Here is a 23,575-nt window from a genome sequence, read left to right on the forward strand (position 1 = left end):
CATGTTCGATCCCATCGGCGGCTTCAACAGAATGATCGACCAGTTCATGGCCTATCTCGATACGGCATACCGGATCAAGGATCCTGCGGTTGCCCGCATGCGCCGGGATCTCCTGTCGAAGGACGGCGAGCTGGCGCTCGATCCGATATTCGAGGTCGTTCCTCGCTATCAGACGTGGGACCGCGGTCTGGAAGCGCTCCTTGCCGACGAAGAGGGCAGGCTTCGCGGATACACGGCTGACGAAAGGCGCGCATTCGTCGAACTGGCTTTGTCGGGCCTATTTGAACGGGATCGCAGGAAGGCTGGATTCGTCGGTTCGTACAGGCCCTATTCCCATCAGATCGAGATGCTTTTCCGCGGCGTATGCGATGGCACGCCGGGCATCGTGACGTCTGGCACAGGCTCGGGCAAGACGGAGTCGTTCATGCTTCCGATCCTCGCTCATTTGGCCAAGGAGGCCACGAGCTGGCCAGCCCCGCTCCAGCCTCTCGATGACGACTGGCTGGATTCCGGACGGAGCTTCCGGCTGCACCGCCGAAACGAGCATCCCGACCGCCCGAAGGCCGTGAGGGCCATGATCCTCTATCCGCTCAACGCTCTCGTCGAAGACCAGATGGTCCGCCTTCGCAAGGCCGTGGATTCTCCCGAGGCCCGCGCCGTCATGGACAGCTGCTTCAGCGGGAACCGCATTTTCTTCGGACGGTACACGGGGAAGACGCCTGTCACCGGGTTTCAGGAACATCCGCGGCTCGCCGACAGCCCAGCCTGGAAGAAGCGTCGTGACCGCTCGAGAAGCAGTCTGAAAAAGCAGGTCAGCATGTACAGGGACATCCAGCAGAGGCTGGTTCAGGACGGTGCCGATCCCGAGCTGCGCTACGTATTCCCATCAACGGACGGCGGCGAGCTGACATCGCGATGGGACATGCAGGCAACGCCGCCGGACATTCTCGTGACCAACCAGTCGATCCTCAATGCGATACTCGTGCGCGAAGTCGATGATCCAATCCTGTCGCAGACGCGCGAATGGCTGATGGAGAACGAGCAGGCGAGGTTCTATCTCGTCCTCGACGAGCTTCATCTCATCAGAGGTTCGGCAGGTGCTGAAATGGCGGGCCTGCTGAGAATACTCATCGACAGGCTCGGTCTGACGGATCCGCGGCATGCGCACAAGCTCCGCATCCTCTCGTCTTCTGCGTCTCTTCCGATGGATCCGGAAAACGCCGAGGCAAGCTTAAAGTATCTGATCAACATGTTCGGTGCCGCCGGCACGGCAGGGTCGGCCGATCCGACTTCCGTCTGGAAGACGAGCGTCGTCACCGGGACGCCCGTGCGCGTGGAAGCGCCATCCGAAAAACCGACTGCGGACAGCCTGATCGAACTGTCGCGCGCGCTTCAGGATCAGGACTATGCGAAATCTGCCTCGCATCTGCGAGCCTGCCTGCTGAAGGCTGGCCGATCGATGCCGGGCACTGCGCCGCTGTCGGACGCTGCGGTGCTTCTCAAAGCCACGGAGGTCGCAGCGGGCATGCTCGACTTCGTCATGCAGGACGCATCCTCGGCAGGCGGTCGGAAGCCGTTGTCGTCACGCGACATCGCCGAAGCGCTCTACGGCCGCCGCGACGCGGAGATCTCCAGGGGGCTGCTTGCGCTGCGCGCCATTCCGGACTTTCCCGACGTCATCATCGATGCCTCCATCCGTCCTGACCGCGCGGCGGTCGCGGGTCTTCCGGGGTTCCGCATGCATTGCTTCGTGAGAAACGTCGAAGGCATGTTCGCTTCGGTCGGCATCGATGCGAACGGGAAGCTCTTGTGGGGCGAGCCGACGATAGAACGCGGGCAGGACCACGAAGCAGCGGAAGGCGACGCAATCCCGAGCAGGCTCTTCGAAATGCTCTACTGCGAAGCCTGCGGAGACCTCTATCTCGGTGGAAAGCGCGGAGACACCCAGCGGGGTTCGTCGCGGCGCGTGTCGCTTCTTCCGGCTCCCCAGGAACTTGAAAAGCTTCCTGAAAGTTCCGGCTCACTCAGGTTCGAAGACGCCAACTTCGGGGAGTTCGCGCTGTTCTGGCCGGGCACCTCGGAACCGGAAACGGAGATAAAGGCAGGGTCGCCGTACCGATGGCTTCCGGCCTTCCTGAACCCGACGACCGGGATCGTGGAGGAGATCCGGCAGGAGGGCAGCGTGCCGGGATACCTGCTTCACTGGAACGGCCAGACCGACTTCCATCGCAGAACGACCGAGGACGACGGAACCGCGGTGCCATACTGCTGTGCGAAATGCGGAACCGACTATTCGGGACGCTTCCGGGCGCAGAACTCAACCCGGCGCGACGGCCGCAAGTCGCCTATCCGAAGCTTCAGGACTGGCTTCGGGAAGACCTCCCAGCTTCTGGCCACCGAACTGGTCGCGTCATTGAAGGCTCAGAATGGAGACGGGAAGCTGGTCGCCTTCTCCGACAGCCGCGAGGACGCCGCCAATCTTGCTCTCGACGTCGAAGTGCAGCATCAGCGGGATCTGCGCCGCGAGATACTCATGAGCGCCGCGAAATCTCTGGCGCGAAGCAGCGGGTTCTCCACTGAAGACGAACGTCGGATGAAAGACCTTACCGACCGCATCATGCCGCTGATGATGAGCGGCAGGACGGCCGAAGCGGCGGATGACATCGAAATGCTGACGAGCCTTGAGAAGCGAAAGAATGCGAAGGGGCATCCGCCGAGCGTTCCGCTTTCCGATCTGTTCGAGTTCGACCGCGGTGCGAGAGGTGGCAAGGTGCGGCCGATCCTCTCAGAGCTGCTGAAGCTTGGATCGACGCCGATCGAGGGGGCGGACACCTACAAGACGCGCATGAAAGGGCGGCCGTGGTATTCCTTCTTCGAGAAGGACGCCCAGGGTGACATCGAGTGGAAGCAGGACGACACAAACGAGAATATCGGGCTGCAGGCAGATGCGCGCCGCCGCGTGCATACCGAACAGCCCCCGGAGGCGACCGATCTCCTGTTCAGCAAGACCTATTTTGCTCTGGAGGAGACCGGGCTTGGGTGGCCGAGCTTCTACGGACCGGAAGAATATACGCTGGAAAAATCCAGACACGATGCATGGCTGCGCATCTTTGCGGATGCATACCGGATAACGCCGAACCAGTTTCAGAACGAGGCCAACAAGGACTGGAACGACGTACACGACATGCTCGGCAGGGGTACGAACAGGCTGAGACGCCTTCTCGAAACGATCTTCGGGAGTGCCGTCGAGACGGAGTGCGGCGCCTTCCTGAACCTGCTGCGCACGTCTCTGAGCCAGCTCCGCAACGACGGCTCTATCGACGTGACAAGGCTCCATTTCAGAACGGCGGACGAAGACGGAAGGGCATGGCGCTGCGACAGGTGCGGCCGCGTCCATCTTCATGCGGGCTTCGGCAAGTGCACGCGGTGCGGAGCCGATCTGATAGATGATGGAAAGATGACAGCCGGTCTCATAGCCGAGAACAACTTCCTCGGACGGCGGGTGATGCGTTCCCTGGATAACAAGGAACCTCATTTCCGGCTGAAATGCGAGGAGCTGACGGGTCAGACCAAGGATCCCGCCCTTCGGCTGCAGCAGTTCAAGGGCGTCTTTGTCAGGAAAGACCGGGAGAGCGACGAAGAGTTCGCCTCCCGGCAGCTCTTCGATGCAGCCGACCTGCTGTCCGTCACGACGACCATGGAGGTCGGCGTCGACATCGGATCGCTTCAGGCTGTCTACCAAGGAAACATGCCGCCACAGCGCTTCAACTACCAGCAGCGCGTCGGCCGCGCGGGGCGAAGGGGGCAGGCCTTCTCGACGGTCATGACCGTCTGCCGGAGCAAGAGCCACGATATACATTACTTCCACAATCCGCTGGAGATCACCGGTTCGGCTCCGCCGCCTCCGTTCATTACGACCGGGCTGCCGGACATTCCTTCGCGCCTGCTTCGCAAGTTCTGGCTCGTGGAGGCCTTTAGGCTCCTGCGCGAGGCGCATGAGGACGACTGGGCGGGCGACGCTCTCGTTCCGGGAGACATCCATGGGGAGTTTCTCTACTGCAGCGAATACTTCCGTCAGGACAAGTCGTGGAGATCCGAACTCGAGGAGGCGCTGAGGAGGACAGAGCCGCGGCGTGACCAGCTTGCTGAAATACTGGCCGCCGCTTCGGAATGCAGTCGGGAAGCGATACTGAACGAGGTGTCCGTGCCGACGGTTCTAGCGCAGATCGATGGCCTGGAAGATGAATTCGGGCTCCTCGACATCGGACTGGCGGCCGCCCTTGCCGAACGAGGCCTCGTGCCGCTTTACGGCATGCCGACGCGATCGAGAAATCTCTATGTGGGCCTCAACCTCGGAGCAGACAGGGAGACTGAGTGGGACACCATCGACCGCGATCAGGACATGGCCATCTTCGACTTCGCGCCGGGAAGCGTCAGGACGCGCGAGAAGCTCAAGCACCTGTGTGTCGGTTTCACAGGATCCCTCAAGGCGCCGGATCCCTACAAAGACGATCTTTCGCTTCCGCAGACGCCGTTCAACGACTGGCGAAAGGACGACTTCTCCCTTTGGTTCTGTTCGTCATGCGGTGCATGGACCAAGGGAACGGAACATACGCTCAAATGCGGATCGTGCGATGCGGATCTGACCAACACACCGATCCGCTGCATCACGCCCGCCGCGTATCGGACGGATTTCAGGCCTGCTGAAGAGGCTGTCGGATCGAAGGTGGGGCAGCGCATAACGCTTGCCAGCCTTGGAAAGGTCGATGAGCACCGCACCGACAGGAACATCGAGGTCAAGTTCGCAGACCGCTCGGAAGTTTTCCTCGTCAATCCGGGGGAGAGAACCGAAGACGGTTTCAGCGGATACGTGGTTCAGGAGGTGACCGACGTCGACGCAAGGGATTTGAAATGGATGCGAGGGGCTCCGACGCTCAGGCTGGCCAATCAGGCCGTGGCGAGCGACGTCGTCAATGAGGATGGAAGCCGCTGGCGCGGCGACGGCACCGAAATCAGCGCGTGGCTTGCGTCTCCCAAGATCACTAATTCTCTCCAGATCGCTCCTCTGAAGACGAACCCGAGGCTGAGGCTTGCCGACATGGACGTCGGCCTTTCGATCCAGCGCAGAGATGCGGACAAGACAAGCGTCAGGGCTGCGGCGATAACGGCGACGGAGATCCTGATGCAGCGGGCGGCTCTCGAGCTGGACATCGCTCCGGAGGAGTTCGACTCGCTTGCTCCGAACGTCGTCACGATGTCGGATGGCAGGCATGTTCCACACCTTCAGATCTCCGACGCACTGCCCAACGGTTCCGGCTTCTGCCGTCATCTGCTGAGCAGCAGCCGGATCCCGGTGTTCAAGCTCCTGGACAGTATTCTGGACGATCCGCAGGCCTGGCCGCGCAAGACCCTGTCCGAGAAGGAGCACATGGGACGGTGTGGCTCGTCGTGCTACAGGTGCCTGCAGAAATACAACAACAGAAACCTGCACGGTCTTCTCGACTGGCGTCTCGGCCTTTCATACCTCAGGGCGATGTCCGATCCCGGTCACGACTGTGGAATGGACGGAAACTGGAGCGGGAGGTTCGAGCTTGCAGACTGGCCTGAGGCTGCCATGCGCCTTGCCCGGCAGACGACGACGTTCATTCCCGGCAACACGGTCACGACGCTTCAAGGTTGGCCGGACATTCCGGTCTTCTCTCTGGACGATGCCAGGAGACGGTGGGCCGTCGTCGTGCATTCGCTCTGGAACCGGGACGAGACGAGGAGGGTTCTGAGAATCGATCCAGGATACGTTCTCATCGATGCATTCGAGCTGGCACGTCGTCCGCTGCAGGTCATTCAAAGGGCACGTCATTAAATGGCGGCCGTTCACTTGACCTTGCAGGATTCAAGGGCCGCTACGACGAGATCTGGTCGGAGAACTGCCCGGCCTGCAAATGCCGAGCCTTCATGGCCGGCGAGCAAACCGGTGAAGACATCAGCGAGGAGCGCGATGAGCATGCGATCTCGGAAGTCGTTGACCCGCGAGTTCGTCGGTGAAGAGTTTCGCTGCCCGACATGCGATTTGACGCTGATGGGAAGCGACGAAATCGACGCCCTTGGGCTGAACTACATCCATGAGGACCAACAAGAGCGTGAAATGGACTACGGGAATGACTGATTGCAAATGTGGACGGACGTAACGGTGCAGGACCTATAACCGCGACGGGCGAGAGGATCGATTGGCATTTAAACCAACAAAGAATGGGAGAATAGGGTGAGTATGCAATGGCTGTTGGCGCGAGCACCAGGATTCCAAGTGCTGCCCGAGGACGACCGCGCCGCCATCTTCAACTTCACCTTTCTGTGGAGCCTGTTCGAGGCCCAGGTGATGGGCAATTTTGCCCGCGCCGACCGGATTTGCGCGAAGGCCGACGAGTGGCGCGACGCGGACATGCTCGACGCCGACCAGCATGATAAAGAGTTAGCCTATTTCCGGCAGCGCTACTTCGCCAACGGGGAATTCACTCATCACTTCGACCACCTACATCTGCGCCCCACCGATCAGCCCCATATCGTCAGATCGGTCTTGGACGGGCGCAACAACGCCCCTTGAGAACGGTTGCTGACAGTGCTGATCATTGTGTGGCGCTTTCGCAACAACCTGTTCCACGGCGAGAAGTGGGCGTATCAGCTCCAGGGCCAGCTCTCGAATTTCACCCATGCCAATGCCGTGTTGATGCGGCTCCTCGAACGACATGGGCAGTTGGCAGCCTGACGGCTTTAGGGACTGAACTTTCATTAGAATGGTTTGTCCGCATAGATGCTGACGCTCGTCAATCCGCGCTTGGCTACACCATCAGCAATGTCGGCTTTTTGAAAGTCATGAGTTTCAATTGAACGACCGAAATGGCGGCGCCTTGCGGACGGACAGAAACGGGAACGATAGCCGCCACTGAAAGAGCCGCTCCTCGGTCCATCGAATAGGATTGCGTCGCTCGCGGGCGTCGCGTTTACGTGCCGCAGAAGGTTCGATAGGCCGCCTCGGGCACCGGCGGAAGGCCCGCATAATCGGCGAATTCCGCCTTATCCTCGAAGGGCGTGGCCAGTGCTTCGTTCAGGCGTTCGAAGGGTGCCAGGTCGCCGGCCATAGCAGCGGCAAGCGCTTCCTCAACGAGGTGGTTGCGCGGAACGATCGCCGGGTTCACCGCATCCATCGCAACGCGGCGTTCACCTGGCTCTCCCGGTTCGGCCGCGAGGCGCTGACGCCAGCGCTCCGCCCAGCCGTCATAGGCGGCTGGATCGGCAAAGAGTCCGCGCAGCGACCCGTCAGCCTGCTCGCTTTCCGCCGCTTCTCCGAGATTTCGGAAGGTCACTGTGAAGTCCGCATTCTGCTGTGCCATGCGCCCAAGAAGATCCTCGATCAACGCGGCGTCTCCCTCCTGAGGCGTCTGCAAACCGATCTTCGCGCAGAAGCCGTCGATATAAGCGGTGTTGAAGGCGTTCGCAAAGCCGGAGAGGACCTCCTGCGCGGCTTCAATGGCTTTGTTTTCGTCCGGATCGAGATGAGGAAGCAGACATTCCGCCAGACGGGCGAGGTTCCAGTGCACGATGCCGGGCTGGTTGGCGTAGGCATAACGCCCGTTCCGGTCGATCGAGGAGAAGACGGTCGCGGGATCGTAGACGTCGAGGAAGGCGCACGGGCCGTAGTCGATCGTTTCCCCGGCGATCGACATATTGTCGGTGTTCATGACGCCGTGCACGAAGCCGATCTGCATCCAGCGTGCGACGAGTTCGGCCTGGCGGGCGCAGACGCCTTCGAGAAGAGCGCGGTAGGGATTGGAAGCGTCCGCGGCCTCGGGGTAATGCCTGTCGATCACATGGTCGGCGAGTTGGCGAACCGCGGCGTCGTCGCCCCGTGCCGCGAAGAACTGGAAGGTGCCGATGCGAATATGGCTGGAGGCGACACGCGTCAGGATCGCGCCCGGCAGGGCCGTTTCCCGGTAGACTGGCTCTCCCGTCGCGACCGCGGCCAGCGCCCGTGTGGTTGGAATGCCGAGCGCGGCCATGGCTTCGCTGACGAGATATTCGCGCAAGACCGGGCCGAGTGCTGCCCGTCCGTCGCCGTTGCGCGAGAAGATGGTGGGGCCGGCCCCCTTCAGTTGAATGTCGCGACGCCGACCCTCTCGGTCGACGACCTCGCCGAGGAGGATGGCGCGCCCATCGCCGAGTTGCGGCACGAAGTGTCCGAATTGATGTCCGGCGTAGGCGGCCGCGATCGGCTCGGCGCCTGTTGGGAGCCGGTTGCCGGCGAAGATTTCAGCCCCGTCACTGTCCAACGCATCCGCGCCGAGCCCGAGTTCCTCGGCGAGCCGTCGGTTAAGCTTCAGGAGATGCGGCGCGGCGACGGGCGACGGCATGGATGGCCGGTGGAAGGTGGCGCCGAGACGGGCGTAGCTGTTATCGAAGTCGAAATCTACCGTCATCTTTTCCGCATCGCTTCCGTCGTACCGCTCGGCCGCTGGCTCTCGACCATTCTGCACTTAGGTGGCGCTGTCGATGTCGGATTTCCAGGGCAATGCCTGACAGACCATCATCGATAGACACCGGTGAAGGCGGAGTGGCCAACCCCAAGCGGACGATCAGGACCAGACCGGCTGCGTCTGTCGCGCCGGCATCGTTCTTTGGACTGCCGGTCTCTCACGCGCTCGTTGAAGGTTCTATGTTCGAGGCCGTCAGGAGACGTTTGCGCCATTCGAGGAATGCAGGAGTGGCGAACCCCGGACGACAGGCCAGATGGGTGTCGACGGCCATCAGTTCATGCTCCTCCACGGAGCCGAGATGGGACAGCGTGTCGGCGACGCTTTTCGGCATGACGCTGACGCAGGTCCCCGCTGCGGTGCAGGCGAACATGGCGTGATAGGAGCCGACCTCCTGGATTTTCAGGCGTGCGCGGGCGGCGCTTCCGCCCATCAGCCACTCCTCAGCCAGCATGCGGTAGGTGCAGCCGGGCGCGAAGGCGGCCAGCGCCATCGGTTTCACGTCCGCCGGCGAGCGAACCGCGTGGTGCCCCTTTGGCAGGAGCAGGACGAGCCGCTCGCGAAAGACGGAGACTGTTTCCACCGCGTCGAGCGCGCTCCAGCTATCGTCCGCCGCAATGGCGATGAGGGCGCAGTCGATACGGTGGGCCTGAACCGCATCGACAAGCTGGCGGGTTGGCGCCGTCGAGAGCTCGATCGTCACCTGCGGACAGTCGCGGTTGAAGGCGGCAAGCAATGTGGGCAGGCGGCTTGCGACCGTGCTTTCCATCGAGCCTATGCGCAGTGTGCCGCCGGGTCCTTCGGGATTGATTTGCTGGCGCGCCTCGTCGGCGAGATTGAGGATGCGTTCGGCATAGTCGAGATAGGTTTTACCCTCGCTGGTCAGCACCATGCGTCGCGTCTCGCGGGCAAACAAGGCCACGCCTATTTCCGCCTCAAGCTGCTGGATCCGGGTTGTGACGTTCGATGGCACGCGACCCAGGAGTTCGGCGGCCCGGGTGATGCTTTCCTCTCTGGCGACGGCCCTGAAGACGGCGAGTGTGGCGAGGTCCATCGAAATTCTCCATTGCAGAACCAATGGAAATATATATTCTTTAAATGGTAATGAACGTCAAGATGAATTCTCTTTCATGGAATTTGTGCTGGCCTGATCGGTATGTATGCGGAACGGTGAAAGGAGATGGCGAAATGCTTGAAGGACTCGGAATGAAGCTGCCAATCATTCAGGCGCCGATGGCCGGCGTCTCGACGCCGGCGCTGGCGGCAGCGGTCTCAAACGCTGGCGGGCTCGGCTCGATCGGCATTGGCGCGAGCGATGTCGCTGGCGCCCGCACGATGATCGACGAGACGTTCGCGCAGACGGACCGGCCCTTCAACGTCAACGTCTTCGTGCATGGCCCTGCCGTGCACGACCCGGAACGGGAGGCGGCATGGCTGGCGGCACTCGAGCCCGTCTTCGCCGAATTCGGCGCCGCGCCGCCGTCCGATCTGCGCGTGATCTACAAGAGCTTTTCCGATGACCCGGAGATGCTGTCTCTTCTGGTCGAGAAAAAGCCGGCGGTCGTCAGCTTTCATTTCGGTCTGCCGCCGGCTGAAACGATCACTGCCCTGAAGAACGCCGGCATCCGGCTTTTCGCGACGGCGACGAGCCTTGCCGAGGCCGAAGCCGTCGAGGCCGCCGGGCTCGATGCCGTCATCGCGCAGGGGGTCGAGGCTGGCGGGCATCGCGGCGTGTTCGATCCTCTGGCCGTTGATGATGGCCTTGGCACGTTTGCGCTGACGCGGCTTCTGTCAAGGAAGACTGGCATCCCCGTCATCGCGGCAGGCGGGATCATGGATGGCGCGGGCATTGCCGCCGCGCGTGATCTCGGTGCAATCGCCGCGCAGCTCGGCACGGCCTTCATCGCCTGCCCAGAGTCTGCCGCCGATGATGCCTATCGCGCGGCGCTGAAGGGGCAGGGCGCATTCCACACGCGGCTGACGACTGCAATTTCCGGCCGGCCGGCACGTGCGCTTGCCAACCGGTTCACGGAACTGGCGGAAGCAACGCTTCGCGGAACCACGCCGCCCGACTATCCCATTGCCTACGACGCCGGAAAGGCCCTTCACGCAGCCGCCAAAGCCCGCGGCGAGGCCGGTTACGGTGCGCAATGGGCGGGGCAAGGTGCGCCGCTCGCGCGTGCCATGCCCGCGGCAGAGCTTATGGCAACGCTCACGCGTGAAATGCGGTTCGATGAAGTGTCGTGTATCGATCGGCGGAGCTAGCGCCCATGGTGATGCGTCGCCTTCGATTTTCCTTCTGGCTCCTCTCACATCGAGCAGCGTCGTGAGAAACCGAGCCATCTCTCTACGTAGTTGAATCACGCAAATTGCCGAGGCATAACCTCTTAGCCATTATCTTAACCCCTGCAGCTGTTCACATTCCTTGACCGCCGCCGCCCGTCTCTTGTCCAGATAGTCGGCGAGGTCATCGATGTGGACGCCTTTGGCGCATTTCTGCGATGCTTCCATGCGGACAAGGGGAAGGGCGATGACCCCGGCCGATACTTTCCGCACGAACTTATCGGCGCTCAAGCCGAAGAAATCCCTCGCTACATCTTCCGCAGGAATGATCGGTCGCCCGGAATACATCGCTATCAACAGAAATGCCGTGTTCATGATTTTGCAGTGAAACATGGCGGGCCAGGTTGGAGAAGAACCGTCAGCCTGTTGTCGTGGAAACGGATAGCATAGCGTACAAATAGGACGGTTGCTCTGGATCGGAGATTGTATCTGGATGAAGGCGAAGGGCAGGGGGCTTCTGTCCAGTGTCGCTGCAAGTCTTCCGCACGGCAACACAGTGAGAGGGGAGCGGCAACCATCGCACACCCACAACCTGCAGGCGGCGCGAGCTCGGGATCGTCTTTCTGTGTCTGACTTTGCTTCGCTTCGGCAGAGCTATCTGCTTGGGGGCGCTGCCCCCTGGCGCGGCACAAGGGTGGCCGGGCGGTATCCCCAGCCTTCCGCGCTGATGCGCGCTACGCACCTTCGCCATGACTTCGATCCGCTTGTGCAGGCCGGGTGATCCCCCTCCGCCCGTCCGCCCTTGCACCTTGCACCCCCCGGTCTCGCCGACGGGCAGGGTTGCAGCGCAGCGCTGCGCTCCAACCCAAGCCCATGAAAGGAAAGACCATGACGACGAAGACACAGACCCCGACCGTTCCCGAACATGGCGAAACGGTTTTCATCCCGCTCAACAAGCTCAAAAAGCACCCGACGAATGCCCGTAAGACGCCGCATAGCGAGGCGTCCATCGAGGCGAAGGCGGCGAGCATCGCCGCCAAAGGCATCCTGCAAAATCTTGTGGTGGAGCCGGAATTTGACGCGGAGGGCGAGCCGACCGGCAGCTATCTGGTGAGTGTCGGCGAAGGCCGCAGGCTGGCGCAGTTGTTGCGCGCCAAGCGCAGGGAGATCAAGCAGACCGAGCCGATCCGCTGCGTTATCGACACGGCGAACGATGCGGCGGAGATCAGCCTTGACGAGAACGTGACCCGCGAAGACCTGCACCCCGCCGACCAGTTCGAACGTTTCCGCGAGCTTGCGGAAACGCGCGGATGGGGCGCGGAGGAAATCGCCGCCCGCTTTGGCGTCACCGCGCATGTGGTGAAGCAACGGCTTCGCCTCGGCGCGATCAGCCCCATATTGATGCAGGTCTACCGTGACGGCGATCTAACCTTGGATCAGTTGATGGCCTTCGCCATCACCGAGGACCATGCCCGGCAGGAGCAGGTTTACGAAAACCTGTCCTATAACCGCGAGCCGTGGATCATCCGCCGCGACCTGACCGCCAGCAACGTGGCGGCGACCGACCGGCGCGCGATCCTTGTCGGCGCGGAAGCCTATGCGGAGGCAGGCGGCACCATCATCCGCGACCTGTTCACCGAGGATCGCGGCGGCTTCTTTGAAGATGCCGCGTTGCTGGACAGGCTGGCCCTCGAAAAGCTGGAAGGCATCGCGGCGCAGGTTCAGGAGGCAGAGGGATGGAAATGGGTTTCGGCTCATATCGACTGGCCCCACGCCCATGGTCTGCGCCGCAGCTATCCGCAGCCGGTGGAGCTTTCGAAGGAAGACGAAACCGCCTACGACGCCGCGCAGGAGGAACTTGAACGCCTCTCGGCGGAATGGGAGGACGCGGACGTGGACCTGCCGCCGGACGTGGATCAGCGCTTCGCGGAGCTTGAAGCCGAGATCGAGCGGATCAACGCCAAGCGTCATGACTATGACGCCGACGAGATTGCGCGCGGTGGCGTGTTCGTTGTTCTGTCCCATGACGGCGAAGCCCGGATCGAGCGCGGTTTCATCCGGCCCGAAGACGAAGCCCCGGAATCAGAGGAAGAAAGAGTGGAGGACGGCAGCACCGTTATCGACGGCGTGCGCGTCAATGGTGATGGCGAAGTCATGGACGATGGCGAACATAACGGCGACGGCCATCCCGTTTCCGGCCATGAACCGGAGGGCGAGGACGCGGCGGAAGACGGCAAGCCACTGTCAGACGCGCTCATCCGAGATATGACCGCGCATCGCACCCTTGCTCTGCGTCTTGCACTTGGCGAGCAGCCGGACATGGCCTTGATCGCCGCTACCCATGCGCTTGCCGCGCAGACCTTCTATCGCGGCGGCGGGGACGCTCATTGCCTCGACATCCGCCCGACGAGCAGCTACCTTGCCAACCACGCGGAGGGGATCGAGGACACGGCGGCGGCGAAGGCGTTGGAGGATCGTCATGCCGGATGGGCGGCGGACATCCCGCGCGACGTGGCGGAGCTTTGGGGCTTCATCGCCAGGCTAGACCATGCCAGCGTCATGGCCCTGTTCGCCCATTGCGCCTCGCTGACCGTCAATGCCGTCAAACAGCCGTGGGAGGCCCACAAGCGCCATGCTCTTGCCACCGCCGACAGGCTGGCGACGGCGGTTGCTCTCGACATGACGGCGCACTGGACGCCAACGGTTCGCGCCTATCTCGGGCGCGTCACCAAGGCGCAAATCCTCGCCGCCGTGCGCGATGCCCTCGGCGACGAGGCGGCGGAGCGGATCGCGGACAGGAAGAAGCCGGAAATGGCGGAAGCGGCCGAGCGGCTTCTGGCCGGAACGGGCTGGCTGCCGCCCGTGCTGCGCACCGAACGGCGCGCATGGCCGATCGACGACCAGCAGGAAGTCTCCGCTGCCAAGGACATGCCGGAGGCCGAGAGCGTCAAAGTCTTACACGTCGCGGCAGAATGAAAGGCGGGCCGGGACCGCGAAAACGGTCCCGGTCTTTTATCGGAAAAATCGCGGCCGCGCGGCTTTCCCGCGCGACCGGATCACCTCGACGGAATGGAACAATAGCCAGGCACACCTTGCCGTGTGATAGCATTTTCCCTATATTGCTATCGCAGCTATCACTGTTCAGGAGGTGCCATCATATGCCTGCCGTCACCATTCGCAACCTCTCCGACGAGACCCACCGCGCCCTCAAGGTGCGCGCAGCCCAGCATGGCCGCAGCGCCGAGGCGGAAATGCGCGACATTCTGGAATCGGCGGTGCGTCCCGCCGAACGCCTGCGCCTCGGCTCTGCCCTGTCGGCGTTGAGCCGCAAGGCTGGGCTGACCAATGCCGATTTCGAGGCGCTGGAACAGGACCGTGACAAGACGCCCGCCACGCCGATGAGCTTTGAATGATCGTTCTGGATACGAATGTCGTCTCCGAGGCGATGAAGCCGGAGCCGGACGCCGCCGTGCGGGACTGGCTGGACGAACAGGCTGCCGAAACGCTCTACATCTCCAGCGTAACTGTCGCGGAACTCCTGTTCGGCATCGGCGCGCTGCCGGAGGGGCGACGCAAGCAGAAGCTCGCCGCCACGCTCGACGGAATGCTGCCGTTGTTCGAGGGCAGAATCCTCGCCTTTGATAGCAATGCTGCTCGCCACTATGCCGACCTTGCCGTGGCAGCTCGCAAGGCGGGCAGGGGCTTTCCGACGCCTGACGGCTACATCGCGGCCATCGCAACCGCCCATGGTTTCGCGGTTGCGACACGCGATGCCAGCGCCTTCGACGCGGCAGGCGTTCCGGTTATCGACCCCTGGACTGCACGACACTGAGTAACGCCGCCGCCGAAAACAAGACTGTCGCAGGTTTCGAGATTTCTGCGACAATTCAGGAGTTGAATATTAGCCTATATGCGCCTGTTTCATTTCAGCGATGATGCCGCTATCCCTCTCTTCAAGCCGCGTTTGGTGCTGGTGCCCTCGCAACGCGCCCCGGGTATGGAGTGGCTGAATGCCCCCTTGGTGTGGGCCATCGAGGAACGGGTGGATTTCATGTATCTGTTTCCCCGCGACTGCCCCCGCATCCTGATATGGGCAACCGAGCAAACGAGCGACGCGGACAAGTTAAAATGGCTAGGCAGTTATCGCGCAGCGGCCTACGTCGAACGTGAACGATTTGCCGATCTCTCGGCCGCCAAGCTGTATCGTTACGATCTGCCCACCGATAGCTTTGAGGATTTGCACGATGCAGGCATGTGGGTTAGCCGGGCGGCGGTAGAGCCGCTAGGCTGCGATACCCTGTTCGATCTTCCCTCAACCTTCACATCTCGGGGAGTGGACTTGCGTGTGGTCGATAGCCTGCTTCCCCTGAAAGCTCTTTGGGAAACGACCCTTCATGCCAGCGGAATCCGGCTACGCAATGCGAAGGGGTGGGCGTAGGTGGCCATCTTGTCTCAGAATTCCTCAAACCTACGGCAGATTGGTTGGCGCCGGAAAAATCAGATGTCTCGATATCACATGTCTTTGTCGCAGGTGACGATAGACGTGAGGCATGATCTGCGATGCTAGTTTGCGTTTGATGGCGTTGCCCTTCGGGCCGGGCTTTCGGCTGCGCCGGAACCACGCCCTTGGCGCGTTTCCGCCATTCGGCTTCAATCCCTAACGCGAGGCGGTGGCGGCCATTTCGCGGCAAGCCCATGCGGATAAACGGGAGTTATCCACGGGGTTGATCCCGGTCGCCATGGCAGGCCTATCAGATTGGGCTTTCCGTCCGCTTCAACCGGCAGGCAGATCAGCGCCAGGAGAGCCCGGTCCATCCGCTTAGCCGAGCATGATGCAACACCCTGCAAGCAAACTTCTGGCCGCACCGGACACGGCATCCCCCGCGAAGGTCAGACAAAGCCACATCCGCAGGCCCTCGCTGGCGACAGGACGCTTTGGCCTTGTCGGTCGGATCAGAGAAAACCGCAGCCAATGAACCCGCAGAGAGTCCCCGATTCCGGCGCGGCGCAGGACGGCCGCCATTGCGGTATTCCCCTCGATTTCCTGTTATGGGCGCTCCATCCGCGTCCTCGATCTGGCAAGGTCTGACCGAAGACCGGCTTCGCCTCGCTCGTCTTCCCGCAACGCCCGTCGCCAGCTTTTTTCCGCCGCCTTCGGCTTTGCATCGCGAAGCAAAAATGCTGTCGCCGGCCGCCTTTCACTTCGTTCCAGCCCCAAGGGGTGCGGGGCCGATCGTCCCCGGTCTCACGACCGCCATCGAGGTCGCAATGGTGCGGCCCGACAGGAAAAGGAACACGACAATGGCAACCATCGGCACCTTCACTCAGAACGAGAACGGCGCGGGCTTCACCGGCGCGGTCAAGACCCTGACCCTCAACGTCAAGGCCAAGTTCACCGCCACCGAGGGCGACAGCGAGCGCGGCCCCGACTTTCGCATCTTCGCCGGAGCCACCGAGTTTGGCGCAGCCTGGAAGAAGATCGCCCGCGAGACGCAGCGCGAATACCTCTCCGTCAAGCTGGACGATCCGAGCTTCCCCGCACCGATCTACGCCAGCCTGGTCGAAGCCGAGGACGGAAAGTCCCACAACCTCATCTGGTCCCGTCGCAACGGCGACTGAGACCGAAACCCGAGATTGCCCTGCTCATCCGAGCGGGGCTTCTTTCTGCTCATGGCCGCCGCCTCTCAAGGAACAAGGAGATCGGGACACACGGCTTTCCGATTATCAGGCTTTGCGTATCCCGATCAGGTCTTCTTCCCCGTTCGCCGCTTCGCTTTGGCCGGGCCGGGTGCTTGGGGGCGCTGCCCCCTGGCGCGGCACAAGGGCGGCCGGGCGGTATCCCCAGCCTTCCGCGCGGATACATGCTTCGCATCTTCGCCACGACTTCGATCCGCTTGTGCAGGCCGGGTGATCCCCCTCCGCCCGTCCGCCCTTGTACCTTGCACCCCCCGGTCTCGCCGACGGGCAGGGTTGCAGCGCAGCGCTGCGCTCCAACCCAAGCCCATGAAAGGAAAAGACCATGAACACCATGACCCTGAACCATCACCAGCAGCCCGTTTCCAAGGGCTTCCGCGTGGACATTTCGCGCGGCGAGAATATCGGCCGCGTTTCGTCGGAATGGTTTTCGCGCCCGGATGACGAACGCTATCTGTCGCTGACCGAGCTTTATGATGCCGTGAAAACCCGCGCGGATTGCGCCAAGGCCCGCACCGTGGAGAGCCGCGCCGTGCGCGTGGAAGCCAGCCGCGACGATACGGAACGGCTTTCGTTGATCGTCCCCGGACAGGAGCAGCCCGTCGCTCCGACGCATTGGAGTTTCGGCCAGTTGTGCAGTCTTGTCGGCGCACCGGCCCGCTACCTGCGCGATCTTCCTGCGCCGCTGGCGGGCATCAATCTGCAACATGGCCTTGTCAGCCATCGTGGCGAATTAGTGAAGACGCTGGAAGCCGAGGACGGGCGCGTTGAGCTTCGCGCCGTGACCGGCCCGGATTATGGCCGTATCTGGGACCATGAGCTTGTCGCCGCCGTCATGAAGATCGCGGGCAATGGCGTCGGGGATACCATGTGGAAGGTGCCGGGTGTGCTGGATTGGGCGACCATGACGCACAATCCCTTCGTGGATGTGACCAAGGACACGACCACGCTTTACGCCAGCGACCGCGACGTGTTCCTGTTTCTGGTGGACGATACGCATCCCATCGAGGCCGGACGCCTGTCGAACGGCGACCCCGATCTGTATTTCCGGGGCTTCTATTGCTGGAATAGCGAAGTCGGATCGAAGGCCCTCGGCATCGCCTCTTTCTATCTCCGGGCGGTCTGCATGAACCGCAACCTTTGGGGCGTGGAAGGGTTCGAGGAAATCAGCATCCGGCACAGCAAGTTTGCCGCGCAGCGTTTCGCCCATGAAGCGGCCCCGGCTTTGTCCAGCTTCGCTAATTCCTCGCCCGCGCCATTCGTGGCCGGGATCAGGGCTGCGCGGGAGCGGATCGTCGCCCGCACCGATGAGGACAGGCAAACCTTCCTGCGCAGGCGCGGGTTCAGCAAGGCGGAAACCGGCAAGATCATCGAAACCGTGTTGCAGGAGGAAGGCCGCCCGCCCGAAAGCATCTTCGATTTCGTGCAAGGCATGACGGCCCATGCCCGCAGCAAGGCCCATCAGGACAGCCGCCTTGAACTGGAGGCAAAGGCCAAGACCTTGCTGGAAAAGGCCGCATAACCAGCAGAGCCGCGCAACTGGAAACCCGGTTGCGCGGCTTTCCGCTTTTCCGGCTTTCAGGGTTCCCGAATTTTCCGCCGATCCGGCGTTGTGGATCGGCGTTGCGCCCATGTCCGGAAACATGGCCACCGCTCGCCGGGCTGCGCCCGGCTCGCGAAATCACAGCAGAACCATGTACCTGAGCAACGACAAGTGTTCGGGTTTCCCGAACAACATATCGCGCTATTCCCTCTACTGGCCGATTGATCCGTGGTGGAAACTCATGGATCGGGCGTGGTCTCGCACGTCCGTGAGGAGGACACGCCATGATCAAAATCGATTGGCGGGCGCCAGCGGCTTACGGGCATGCTAAGACCCTTCCCGCTGCCGGTTTCGCCTGGGAGTATCTTCGTCGCAATGACGAGTATCAAAGGGATTTTCAGCGTCTGGCCCGGACCGGGCGTTCGAATGAGAGTGAACTCGAAAACTTCGTTCGACGGTGGGGATTGCGGTTTCCCGCACGATCCCGAAGTATCGCCAAAGCAAGTTCCGCTGTTTTGGTCACCCCGGTTTCAGCCGCAGGCCGTCAAACTGGTGCCGGCCGATCCGGACAAGGCCACCGGCCAACCGACCGTCGTTCTCGCCCATCTCGACGGCCTCGAACTGCGCCGCGCCGCCGATGGCTGGCATGGTATCTGGCGGATGGATGGCGTCGAACATCAGTTCTGGCTGCCCGAATCCTTGCCTGATACGGCGGCGTTCTACATCGTCACTCTGCCGATGGATGAATTCTTCGAATTGCGCGCCCATGCAGCACGCCGCTTCTGGAGGGCCCTGCGCGGCAGAAAACCGGGGCAGGACTTCAGAAACATTCCCGATCAACTCCGCGCGTGGCATATTCTGTCATTGCGTGCGCTTGATGCGCGCCTGCAGAGCGAGAGCTATCGATCCATCGCCGAAGGGCTGCTCGGATTTTGCGGCACGAAGGAAGACTTCGAGAGCGACCCGCGGAAGAACAGGACGCGTCGCCTCGTGGCTCATGGCATCGGGATGATGCGCGGCGGCTATCGGCTTCTGCTGCACTATCCGATCAAGGTTCAGCCAAGATAAGGTCCTCGCTGTCAGCGTGGTCTCGACGGTAGCCGTGTCAATTGTCGAGCTTTGCGCGTATAACCATTGAAGCGCGTTCGTTCGGTGATAGGCTTGGTTGGGTTTTCATGGCGGGGGAAATAGGGTGAAATTAGTTAAAGCGCGTATACAGAACTACCGTAGTGTCCGGGATACTGGTGAATTCGACGTGGAGGGTGGCAAGACGATTCTCGTCGGACCGAACGAGGCCGGTAAGTCCGCCGTTCTTCAGGCGCTACAACAGATATCCCGGCCCGACGAGGTGAAGCCGTTCGATCAGCTTCGTGATTACCCGCGTGCGCTGCTCAACGACATCACAACAGGAAAGATCAAACCAACCAACGTCCCCGTCGCAACGGGTTGGTTTGCGCTGGATAAGGAAGATGTCGCAACTTTGCCGCCGTCGCTTCAGTCGAGTTCTATCGTATATCGCTTCACGCGATACCTCGACGACAGTTCGGTCCACTGTCTAGAAGGCGATATTCCTTCAAAACCGTCCTACGGCGAACTGGAAGCCGATCTTTCTCGCCTCGCTCGCCATCTTGATACCCAGGTCGAGGAAGATGAGGTGAAGCCGAGCGCATCGCTGACGCAGATCACGGACGGATGGCAAAGCTCTACGGTCCTCACGGGCAACAAGGCGCAGAGCATGTCGAAGTGGCTCGGCGACATGCTCGCTGTCGTAGATGAAGACAATGAACGCGAGAACGACCGCCTCAAGAAGGTGAGGAACCGAGTCATGATCTCAATTGATCGTGATGTTGCCGTTGGTGTCCTAAACAAGCGCCTCCCGGTATTCGTGCTATTCAGCAATTACTTCCGTGTCCGTCCGCTCATCCACCTGGGGCACCTTGCGCAGAGAATCGCGAGCCAGGCTTTTGATGATGACCAATACGATTACGGGAACGTCTGTCTGTTGAAGCTACTCGGTCTCGATGCGGCCAAACTGTCCGAAATGGGTAAAACCGGCGTCGATGCACGTGGGCAACAAAGCGCCCAACTCGACACCATCCGGGACGAACTGGACGCCCGCCAATATCAACTCAACGCAGCTAGCATTCGGCTAACGAAAGAGATTCGTTCGGCATGGAAGCCGAAAGTCAACCGAGGCGAGGCCGATACCCTCCGCATCACTTCAGACGGCCAGTACCTCAAAGTGGTTGTGGTGGACGACCTAGGCGTTGAAGTTGAGCTCGATCAGCGGTCAGAGGGCTTTCAGTGGCTGGTTTCATTCTTTGTGGTCTTCTTCGCTGAGGCCGAGGACAAGCATGAGAACGCGGTCTTACTACTGGATGAGCCCGGCTTGCATCTTCATGGACTTAAACAGCGTGACTTCCGTGACACCCTCTCTCGCCTCGCGGAGGGCAACCAGACGCTCTATACAACTCATTCGCCGTTTCTCGTCGGGCCCGACGAACTTGATCGCGTTCGTGTGGTGGAAATGACGGATCGGGAAGTCGGGACGAAAGTCCACACCAGCGTCACATCGAACGATCCGGCAGCCCTGCTGCCACTGCAGGAAGCTCTCGGCTATGACCTCGCGCAAAGTCTCTTCTCCCAGCAGCGCAATTTCATCGTCGAAGGGCTGACCGATTATTGGTACGTCGGTGCCGTCTCGGAATTATTCGAGGAGGGGGGGCTGGACGGTCTTCGGAAAAATATAGCCGTGATTCCGGCCGGAACGGCGGGAAAGATCGTTTATTTTGCGACTATCCTCCACGCACACAATCTGAAGGTGGCCGCACTTCTAGATTCTGACAGCGCAGGGGATTCCGCTGCCCAACAAGAGACGCTTATTCATAGTGTCGGGCATAAGGGTATCTTACGCACGGCTGATGTACTTGATGGAAAAGTGACCAATCCGGAGATCGAGGATTTGCTGCGAACTACATTGGCCTCCATTGCAAAGGATGAACTCGGTCATGAGCTACCGGCGGTGGCGGGCCAAACATCACGCTCGGTGGCGTCGATCCTCAAGTCTGAGAAGCTGTCCAAATATCAGCTTGCCAAAGCATTTGTGCGGTGGTGCCGGAACCACAGCCTCAATGACTTGCTGGAAGAAGAGCGATCAGCTTGGACAAAGCTATTTGAAAAGGCAAACTCTGCGCTGAAGTAGCATGTGCGACTGCCGTATTTTGTTGCGCCAGTGGTGCACGCAGACGTTCGTACAGACCGTAGCGAACGTCGTGGTCGTACGACCGATTGCAACGCCGCCGCTGTCGTCGCCAAGTTGGGAAAAGTCGAACCTACATAACGGTCAGAATTCGCCTTTTCACGTCTTATTTGCGGCGGTCTGTTCCAGTATCCGCGTGTAACCCTCGCGCGAAAGCCATTGCGCACGGTCGAGATGGCTTTGCCAGCATCGGCGTGTCCTGAACGCGTCGCCGACCGGATCGCGGTGCAACACGATTACAGCCACTTCTTTCCAGTCGGCGCCTTCCGCCTTCGCATCGAGCAGGCGCAGATACGTCACGTAATGCCGTTCGTCGTATGGCGTGATATCTTTTCCCGTTGGCGCTTCATCGTCCACATCGGGATCGAGTTCGACGGGTGTTTGCATCGTCATTCCCCTTCCAATGGGAAGAGCCGTGGCTTGCGGTGCGCCCCCGCAATTGGCCCCTCTGACCTGGTGATCGGGGAGTTAGTAACCGTGACTAGACGGCCCCATGACCTTTAGGCGAGAAGCCCTGGACATACGCCATGGGCTCCCCGACCATAAGGTCCGAGGATCGCAGTGCCGTTACGGTCGGCACCAACCGCTAGTCAGGGGTTACTAAGCCCCAGAGCAGCGCGTCTGCTCCGGCGGCAGACTTACCTCAACTGCATGTCATTGTCTTCGTCTATTCGGCCAGAAAGTCAGCGACATGCTGAATTTTCTCATCTTTTCAGTCTGATCATCGCCTGAAGCGGGGTGCCGCCGGCGTGTCGCCGCAATTGCGGCACGCTACAGACCGCCAGTACCTCGCCATGGTTCGCCATACACCGCGGCCGTCATTGACGGCGCCAACAACTGACGAACCGGAGGGAAATCTCATGGCAAACCGCAACGACACCGGCCTGCCGCCGCGCCTGCTTCGTACACAGGAGGCGGCCCGTTTCCTTGGCATATCGCTGCGCACACTCGAAAAGCACCGGACTTATGGCACCGGTCCGACGTACCGAAAGGTGGGCGGGCGGGTTCTCTATACCGTTCGGGATCTGGAAGCGTGGACCGAGATTGGCGCCCGCAAATCCACCAGCGACGAAGGGGCCGGCACGGTCTTCCCGGCGCGGCCGCTTACGCCAGAAGAGCGGAGCAAGCTCTGAATGCTGCGCAAAGTCAATCATATGCCCGACCAGCCTGATAGTGGAAACGAACGCAGCCGTCTCGATCCTTTCGTGATCGCAACCGGCGACGCCGCGCCACGCGATCAGCGCGATCTGATGGAACGACCATTCTTTTCGCTAGGGAAGCGACCCCGGACCAAGCCCATCCTCTACCGGGCCGCCGATGTCGAGGTGCAGGTTCTCGCCATGCCAGAGCATGGCATGGCGACGATCTGGGACGCCGACGTGCTGATCTGGGCGGCAAGCCAGATCGTCGCGGCAGAGAACAATGGCTTCCCCACATCGCGCTTTTTCCGTTTCATGCCCTATCAGCTCCTGCGCGCCGTTGGCCGATCCACCGGCAACCGCGATTATCTATTGCTCAAGGCTGCGCTCGCACGCCTGCAATCAACTGTCATCGCCACAACAATCCGTAACGGGAAGCATTGGCGGCGGAGGCAATTCTCATGGATCAACGAATGGGAAGAGATCGCGACGCGCGCGGGCCGCGTTGAGGGCATGGAGTTCGTCCTGCCGGAATGGTTCTACAACAGCGTCATCGACCGCTCCCTGGTGCTGACGATAGACCCGGCCTATTTCCGCCTGACCGGCGGCATTGAGCGGTGGCTGTATCGCGTTGCCCGCAAACACGCCGGACGCCAGCCGGAAGGCTGGGCCTTCGAGATTTCCCATCTGTATCAGAAATCCGGCAGCGCGGCACGTCCGTCCGATTTCGCGCTCGACCTGCGCCGCCTCTCTGCTCGCCAGAGGCTACCTGGCTATCGGCTCCAGATCGAGTGGGAGAACGGGCGCGAACTACTGCGTTTTCTCCCTGAAAACCTGTCCACAGTGCCTGTGGAAACCCCTGTGAACCCTGTCGGGACATTAGGCGCACGAACTATCGGGACATTAGGCGCAAATCGCGCGCCGGACTCTATAGAAGAATCTAACAGAGAATCTAACTCTTCTTCTTTGACGCGCGTGCGCACGACCCATGGTGCCGGTGCCAACTCTCTTGGGTCGGGGCGAGGTGCGCCATGATCGTAGCGTCCTTCACTCAGAATGGCTGCGTCAGCAAGACCCGGCTGGTGTTGCTCTGCCGCGTCAGTGTCGTGGCCTTCCAACGGGGCATCGCCGTCAC

General features: G+C 61.3%; 19 protein-coding genes. 15 read left to right on the top strand and 4 right to left on the bottom strand.

Features of this window, described 5'->3' with window-relative positions; all coding sequences use genetic code 11:
* Window position 1 precedes the first annotated feature (1 nt).
* From V6767_RS04860 to V6767_RS04870, 3 genes are all read left to right on the top strand, one after another.
* Window positions 2–5,860 carry a DEAD/DEAH box helicase gene (locus tag V6767_RS04860; RefSeq protein ID WP_448472417.1) on the top strand — a complete coding sequence of 1,953 codons (5,859 nt, stop codon included), beginning with the start codon at window positions 2–4 and terminating at the stop codon, window positions 5,858–5,860.
* Between the two features lie 399 nt (window positions 5,861–6,259).
* The gene (locus tag V6767_RS04865; RefSeq protein ID WP_448472418.1) at window positions 6,260–6,598 is read left to right on the top strand and encodes a hypothetical protein; all 339 of its coding nucleotides are present in this window, start codon (window positions 6,260–6,262) and stop codon (window positions 6,596–6,598) included.
* Between the two features lie 6 nt (window positions 6,599–6,604).
* Window positions 6,605–6,760 carry a hypothetical protein gene (locus V6767_RS04870; protein ID WP_448472617.1) on the top strand — a complete coding sequence of 52 codons (156 nt, stop codon included), beginning with the start codon at window positions 6,605–6,607 and terminating at the stop codon, window positions 6,758–6,760.
* 235 nt (window positions 6,761–6,995) lie between these two features.
* Here V6767_RS04870 and V6767_RS04875 read toward each other — a convergent pair whose 3' ends face one another.
* Together V6767_RS04875 and V6767_RS04880 are read right to left on the bottom strand one after the other, a co-directional pair.
* Window positions 6,996–8,468 (bottom strand): protein adenylyltransferase SelO, encoded by a 1,473-nt coding sequence (locus tag V6767_RS04875; protein WP_448472419.1) that lies wholly within the window; start codon window positions 8,466–8,468, stop codon window positions 6,996–6,998.
* Window positions 8,469–8,682: 214 nt separating this feature from the next.
* Window positions 8,683–9,576: a LysR substrate-binding domain-containing protein gene (locus tag V6767_RS04880; RefSeq protein ID WP_448472420.1), complete on the bottom strand. Its 894-nt coding sequence runs from the start codon at window positions 9,574–9,576 to the stop codon at window positions 8,683–8,685.
* Between the two features lie 134 nt (window positions 9,577–9,710).
* Between V6767_RS04880 and V6767_RS04885 the strand changes: the two genes are divergently transcribed.
* Complete coding sequence (locus tag V6767_RS04885) at window positions 9,711–10,787, top strand: NAD(P)H-dependent flavin oxidoreductase (protein ID WP_448472421.1); 1,077 nt, start codon at window positions 9,711–9,713, stop codon at window positions 10,785–10,787.
* Window positions 10,788–10,916: 129 nt separating this feature from the next.
* On the opposite strand, the gene V6767_RS04890 is transcribed toward V6767_RS04885, so the two are convergent.
* Window positions 10,917–11,180, bottom strand: a complete 264-nt coding sequence (locus V6767_RS04890) for a pyocin activator PrtN family protein (RefSeq protein ID WP_448472422.1) — start codon at window positions 11,178–11,180, stop codon at window positions 10,917–10,919.
* Window positions 11,181–11,693: 513 nt separating this feature from the next.
* Here V6767_RS04890 and V6767_RS04895 point away from each other — a divergent pair.
* The 9 genes from V6767_RS04895 (at window position 11,694) to V6767_RS04935 (ending at window position 21,244) form a co-directional block, all read left to right on the top strand.
* Window positions 11,694–13,781, top strand: a complete 2,088-nt coding sequence (locus tag V6767_RS04895) for a ParB/RepB/Spo0J family partition protein (protein WP_448472423.1) — start codon at window positions 11,694–11,696, stop codon at window positions 13,779–13,781.
* Window positions 13,782–13,963: 182 nt separating this feature from the next.
* Window positions 13,964–14,218, top strand: coding sequence for a FitA-like ribbon-helix-helix domain-containing protein (locus V6767_RS04900; RefSeq protein WP_448472424.1), 255 nt, complete (start codon window positions 13,964–13,966; stop codon window positions 14,216–14,218).
* Window positions 14,215–14,637 (top strand): PIN domain-containing protein, encoded by a 423-nt coding sequence (locus V6767_RS04905; protein ID WP_448472425.1) that lies wholly within the window; start codon window positions 14,215–14,217, stop codon window positions 14,635–14,637. Before V6767_RS04900 ends, V6767_RS04905 begins: the two co-directional genes overlap by 4 nt.
* Window positions 14,638–14,715: 78 nt before the next feature.
* Entirely contained in the window at window positions 14,716–15,243 is a 528-nt protein-coding gene (locus tag V6767_RS04910) for a DUF6886 family protein (protein ID WP_448472426.1), read from the top strand.
* A gap of 863 nt (window positions 15,244–16,106) precedes the next feature.
* The gene (locus V6767_RS04915; RefSeq protein ID WP_448472427.1) at window positions 16,107–16,424 is read left to right on the top strand and encodes a DUF736 domain-containing protein; all 318 of its coding nucleotides are present in this window, start codon (window positions 16,107–16,109) and stop codon (window positions 16,422–16,424) included.
* A 400-nt stretch (window positions 16,425–16,824) separates the two neighbouring features.
* Window positions 16,825–18,021, top strand: coding sequence for a DUF932 domain-containing protein (locus V6767_RS04920; RefSeq protein WP_448472428.1), 1,197 nt, complete (start codon window positions 16,825–16,827; stop codon window positions 18,019–18,021).
* A gap of 305 nt (window positions 18,022–18,326) precedes the next feature.
* Window positions 18,327–18,749: a transcriptional regulator domain-containing protein gene (locus V6767_RS04925; RefSeq protein ID WP_448472429.1), complete on the top strand. Its 423-nt coding sequence runs from the start codon at window positions 18,327–18,329 to the stop codon at window positions 18,747–18,749.
* 31 nt (window positions 18,750–18,780) lie between these two features.
* The gene (locus tag V6767_RS04930) at window positions 18,781–19,110 is read left to right on the top strand and encodes a DUF2285 domain-containing protein (RefSeq protein ID WP_448472607.1); all 330 of its coding nucleotides are present in this window, start codon (window positions 18,781–18,783) and stop codon (window positions 19,108–19,110) included.
* A 124-nt stretch (window positions 19,111–19,234) separates the two neighbouring features.
* Window positions 19,235–21,244 carry an AAA family ATPase gene (locus V6767_RS04935; RefSeq protein ID WP_448472430.1) on the top strand — a complete coding sequence of 670 codons (2,010 nt, stop codon included), beginning with the start codon at window positions 19,235–19,237 and terminating at the stop codon, window positions 21,242–21,244.
* A gap of 156 nt (window positions 21,245–21,400) precedes the next feature.
* On the opposite strand, the gene V6767_RS04940 is transcribed toward V6767_RS04935, so the two are convergent.
* Window positions 21,401–21,688 carry a DNA -binding domain-containing protein gene (locus tag V6767_RS04940; RefSeq protein WP_448472608.1) on the bottom strand — a complete coding sequence of 96 codons (288 nt, stop codon included), beginning with the start codon at window positions 21,686–21,688 and terminating at the stop codon, window positions 21,401–21,403.
* 473 nt (window positions 21,689–22,161) lie between these two features.
* Between V6767_RS04940 and V6767_RS04945 the strand changes: the two genes are divergently transcribed.
* Together V6767_RS04945 and V6767_RS04950 are read left to right on the top strand one after the other, a co-directional pair.
* Window positions 22,162–22,434 carry a helix-turn-helix transcriptional regulator gene (locus V6767_RS04945; RefSeq protein WP_448472431.1) on the top strand — a complete coding sequence of 91 codons (273 nt, stop codon included), beginning with the start codon at window positions 22,162–22,164 and terminating at the stop codon, window positions 22,432–22,434.
* The gene (locus tag V6767_RS04950) at window positions 22,435–23,475 is read left to right on the top strand and encodes a replication initiator protein A (RefSeq protein ID WP_448472432.1); all 1,041 of its coding nucleotides are present in this window, start codon (window positions 22,435–22,437) and stop codon (window positions 23,473–23,475) included.
* Window positions 23,476–23,575 lie beyond the last annotated feature (100 nt).

This window comes from Martelella sp. FLE1502, from assembly GCF_053484255.1.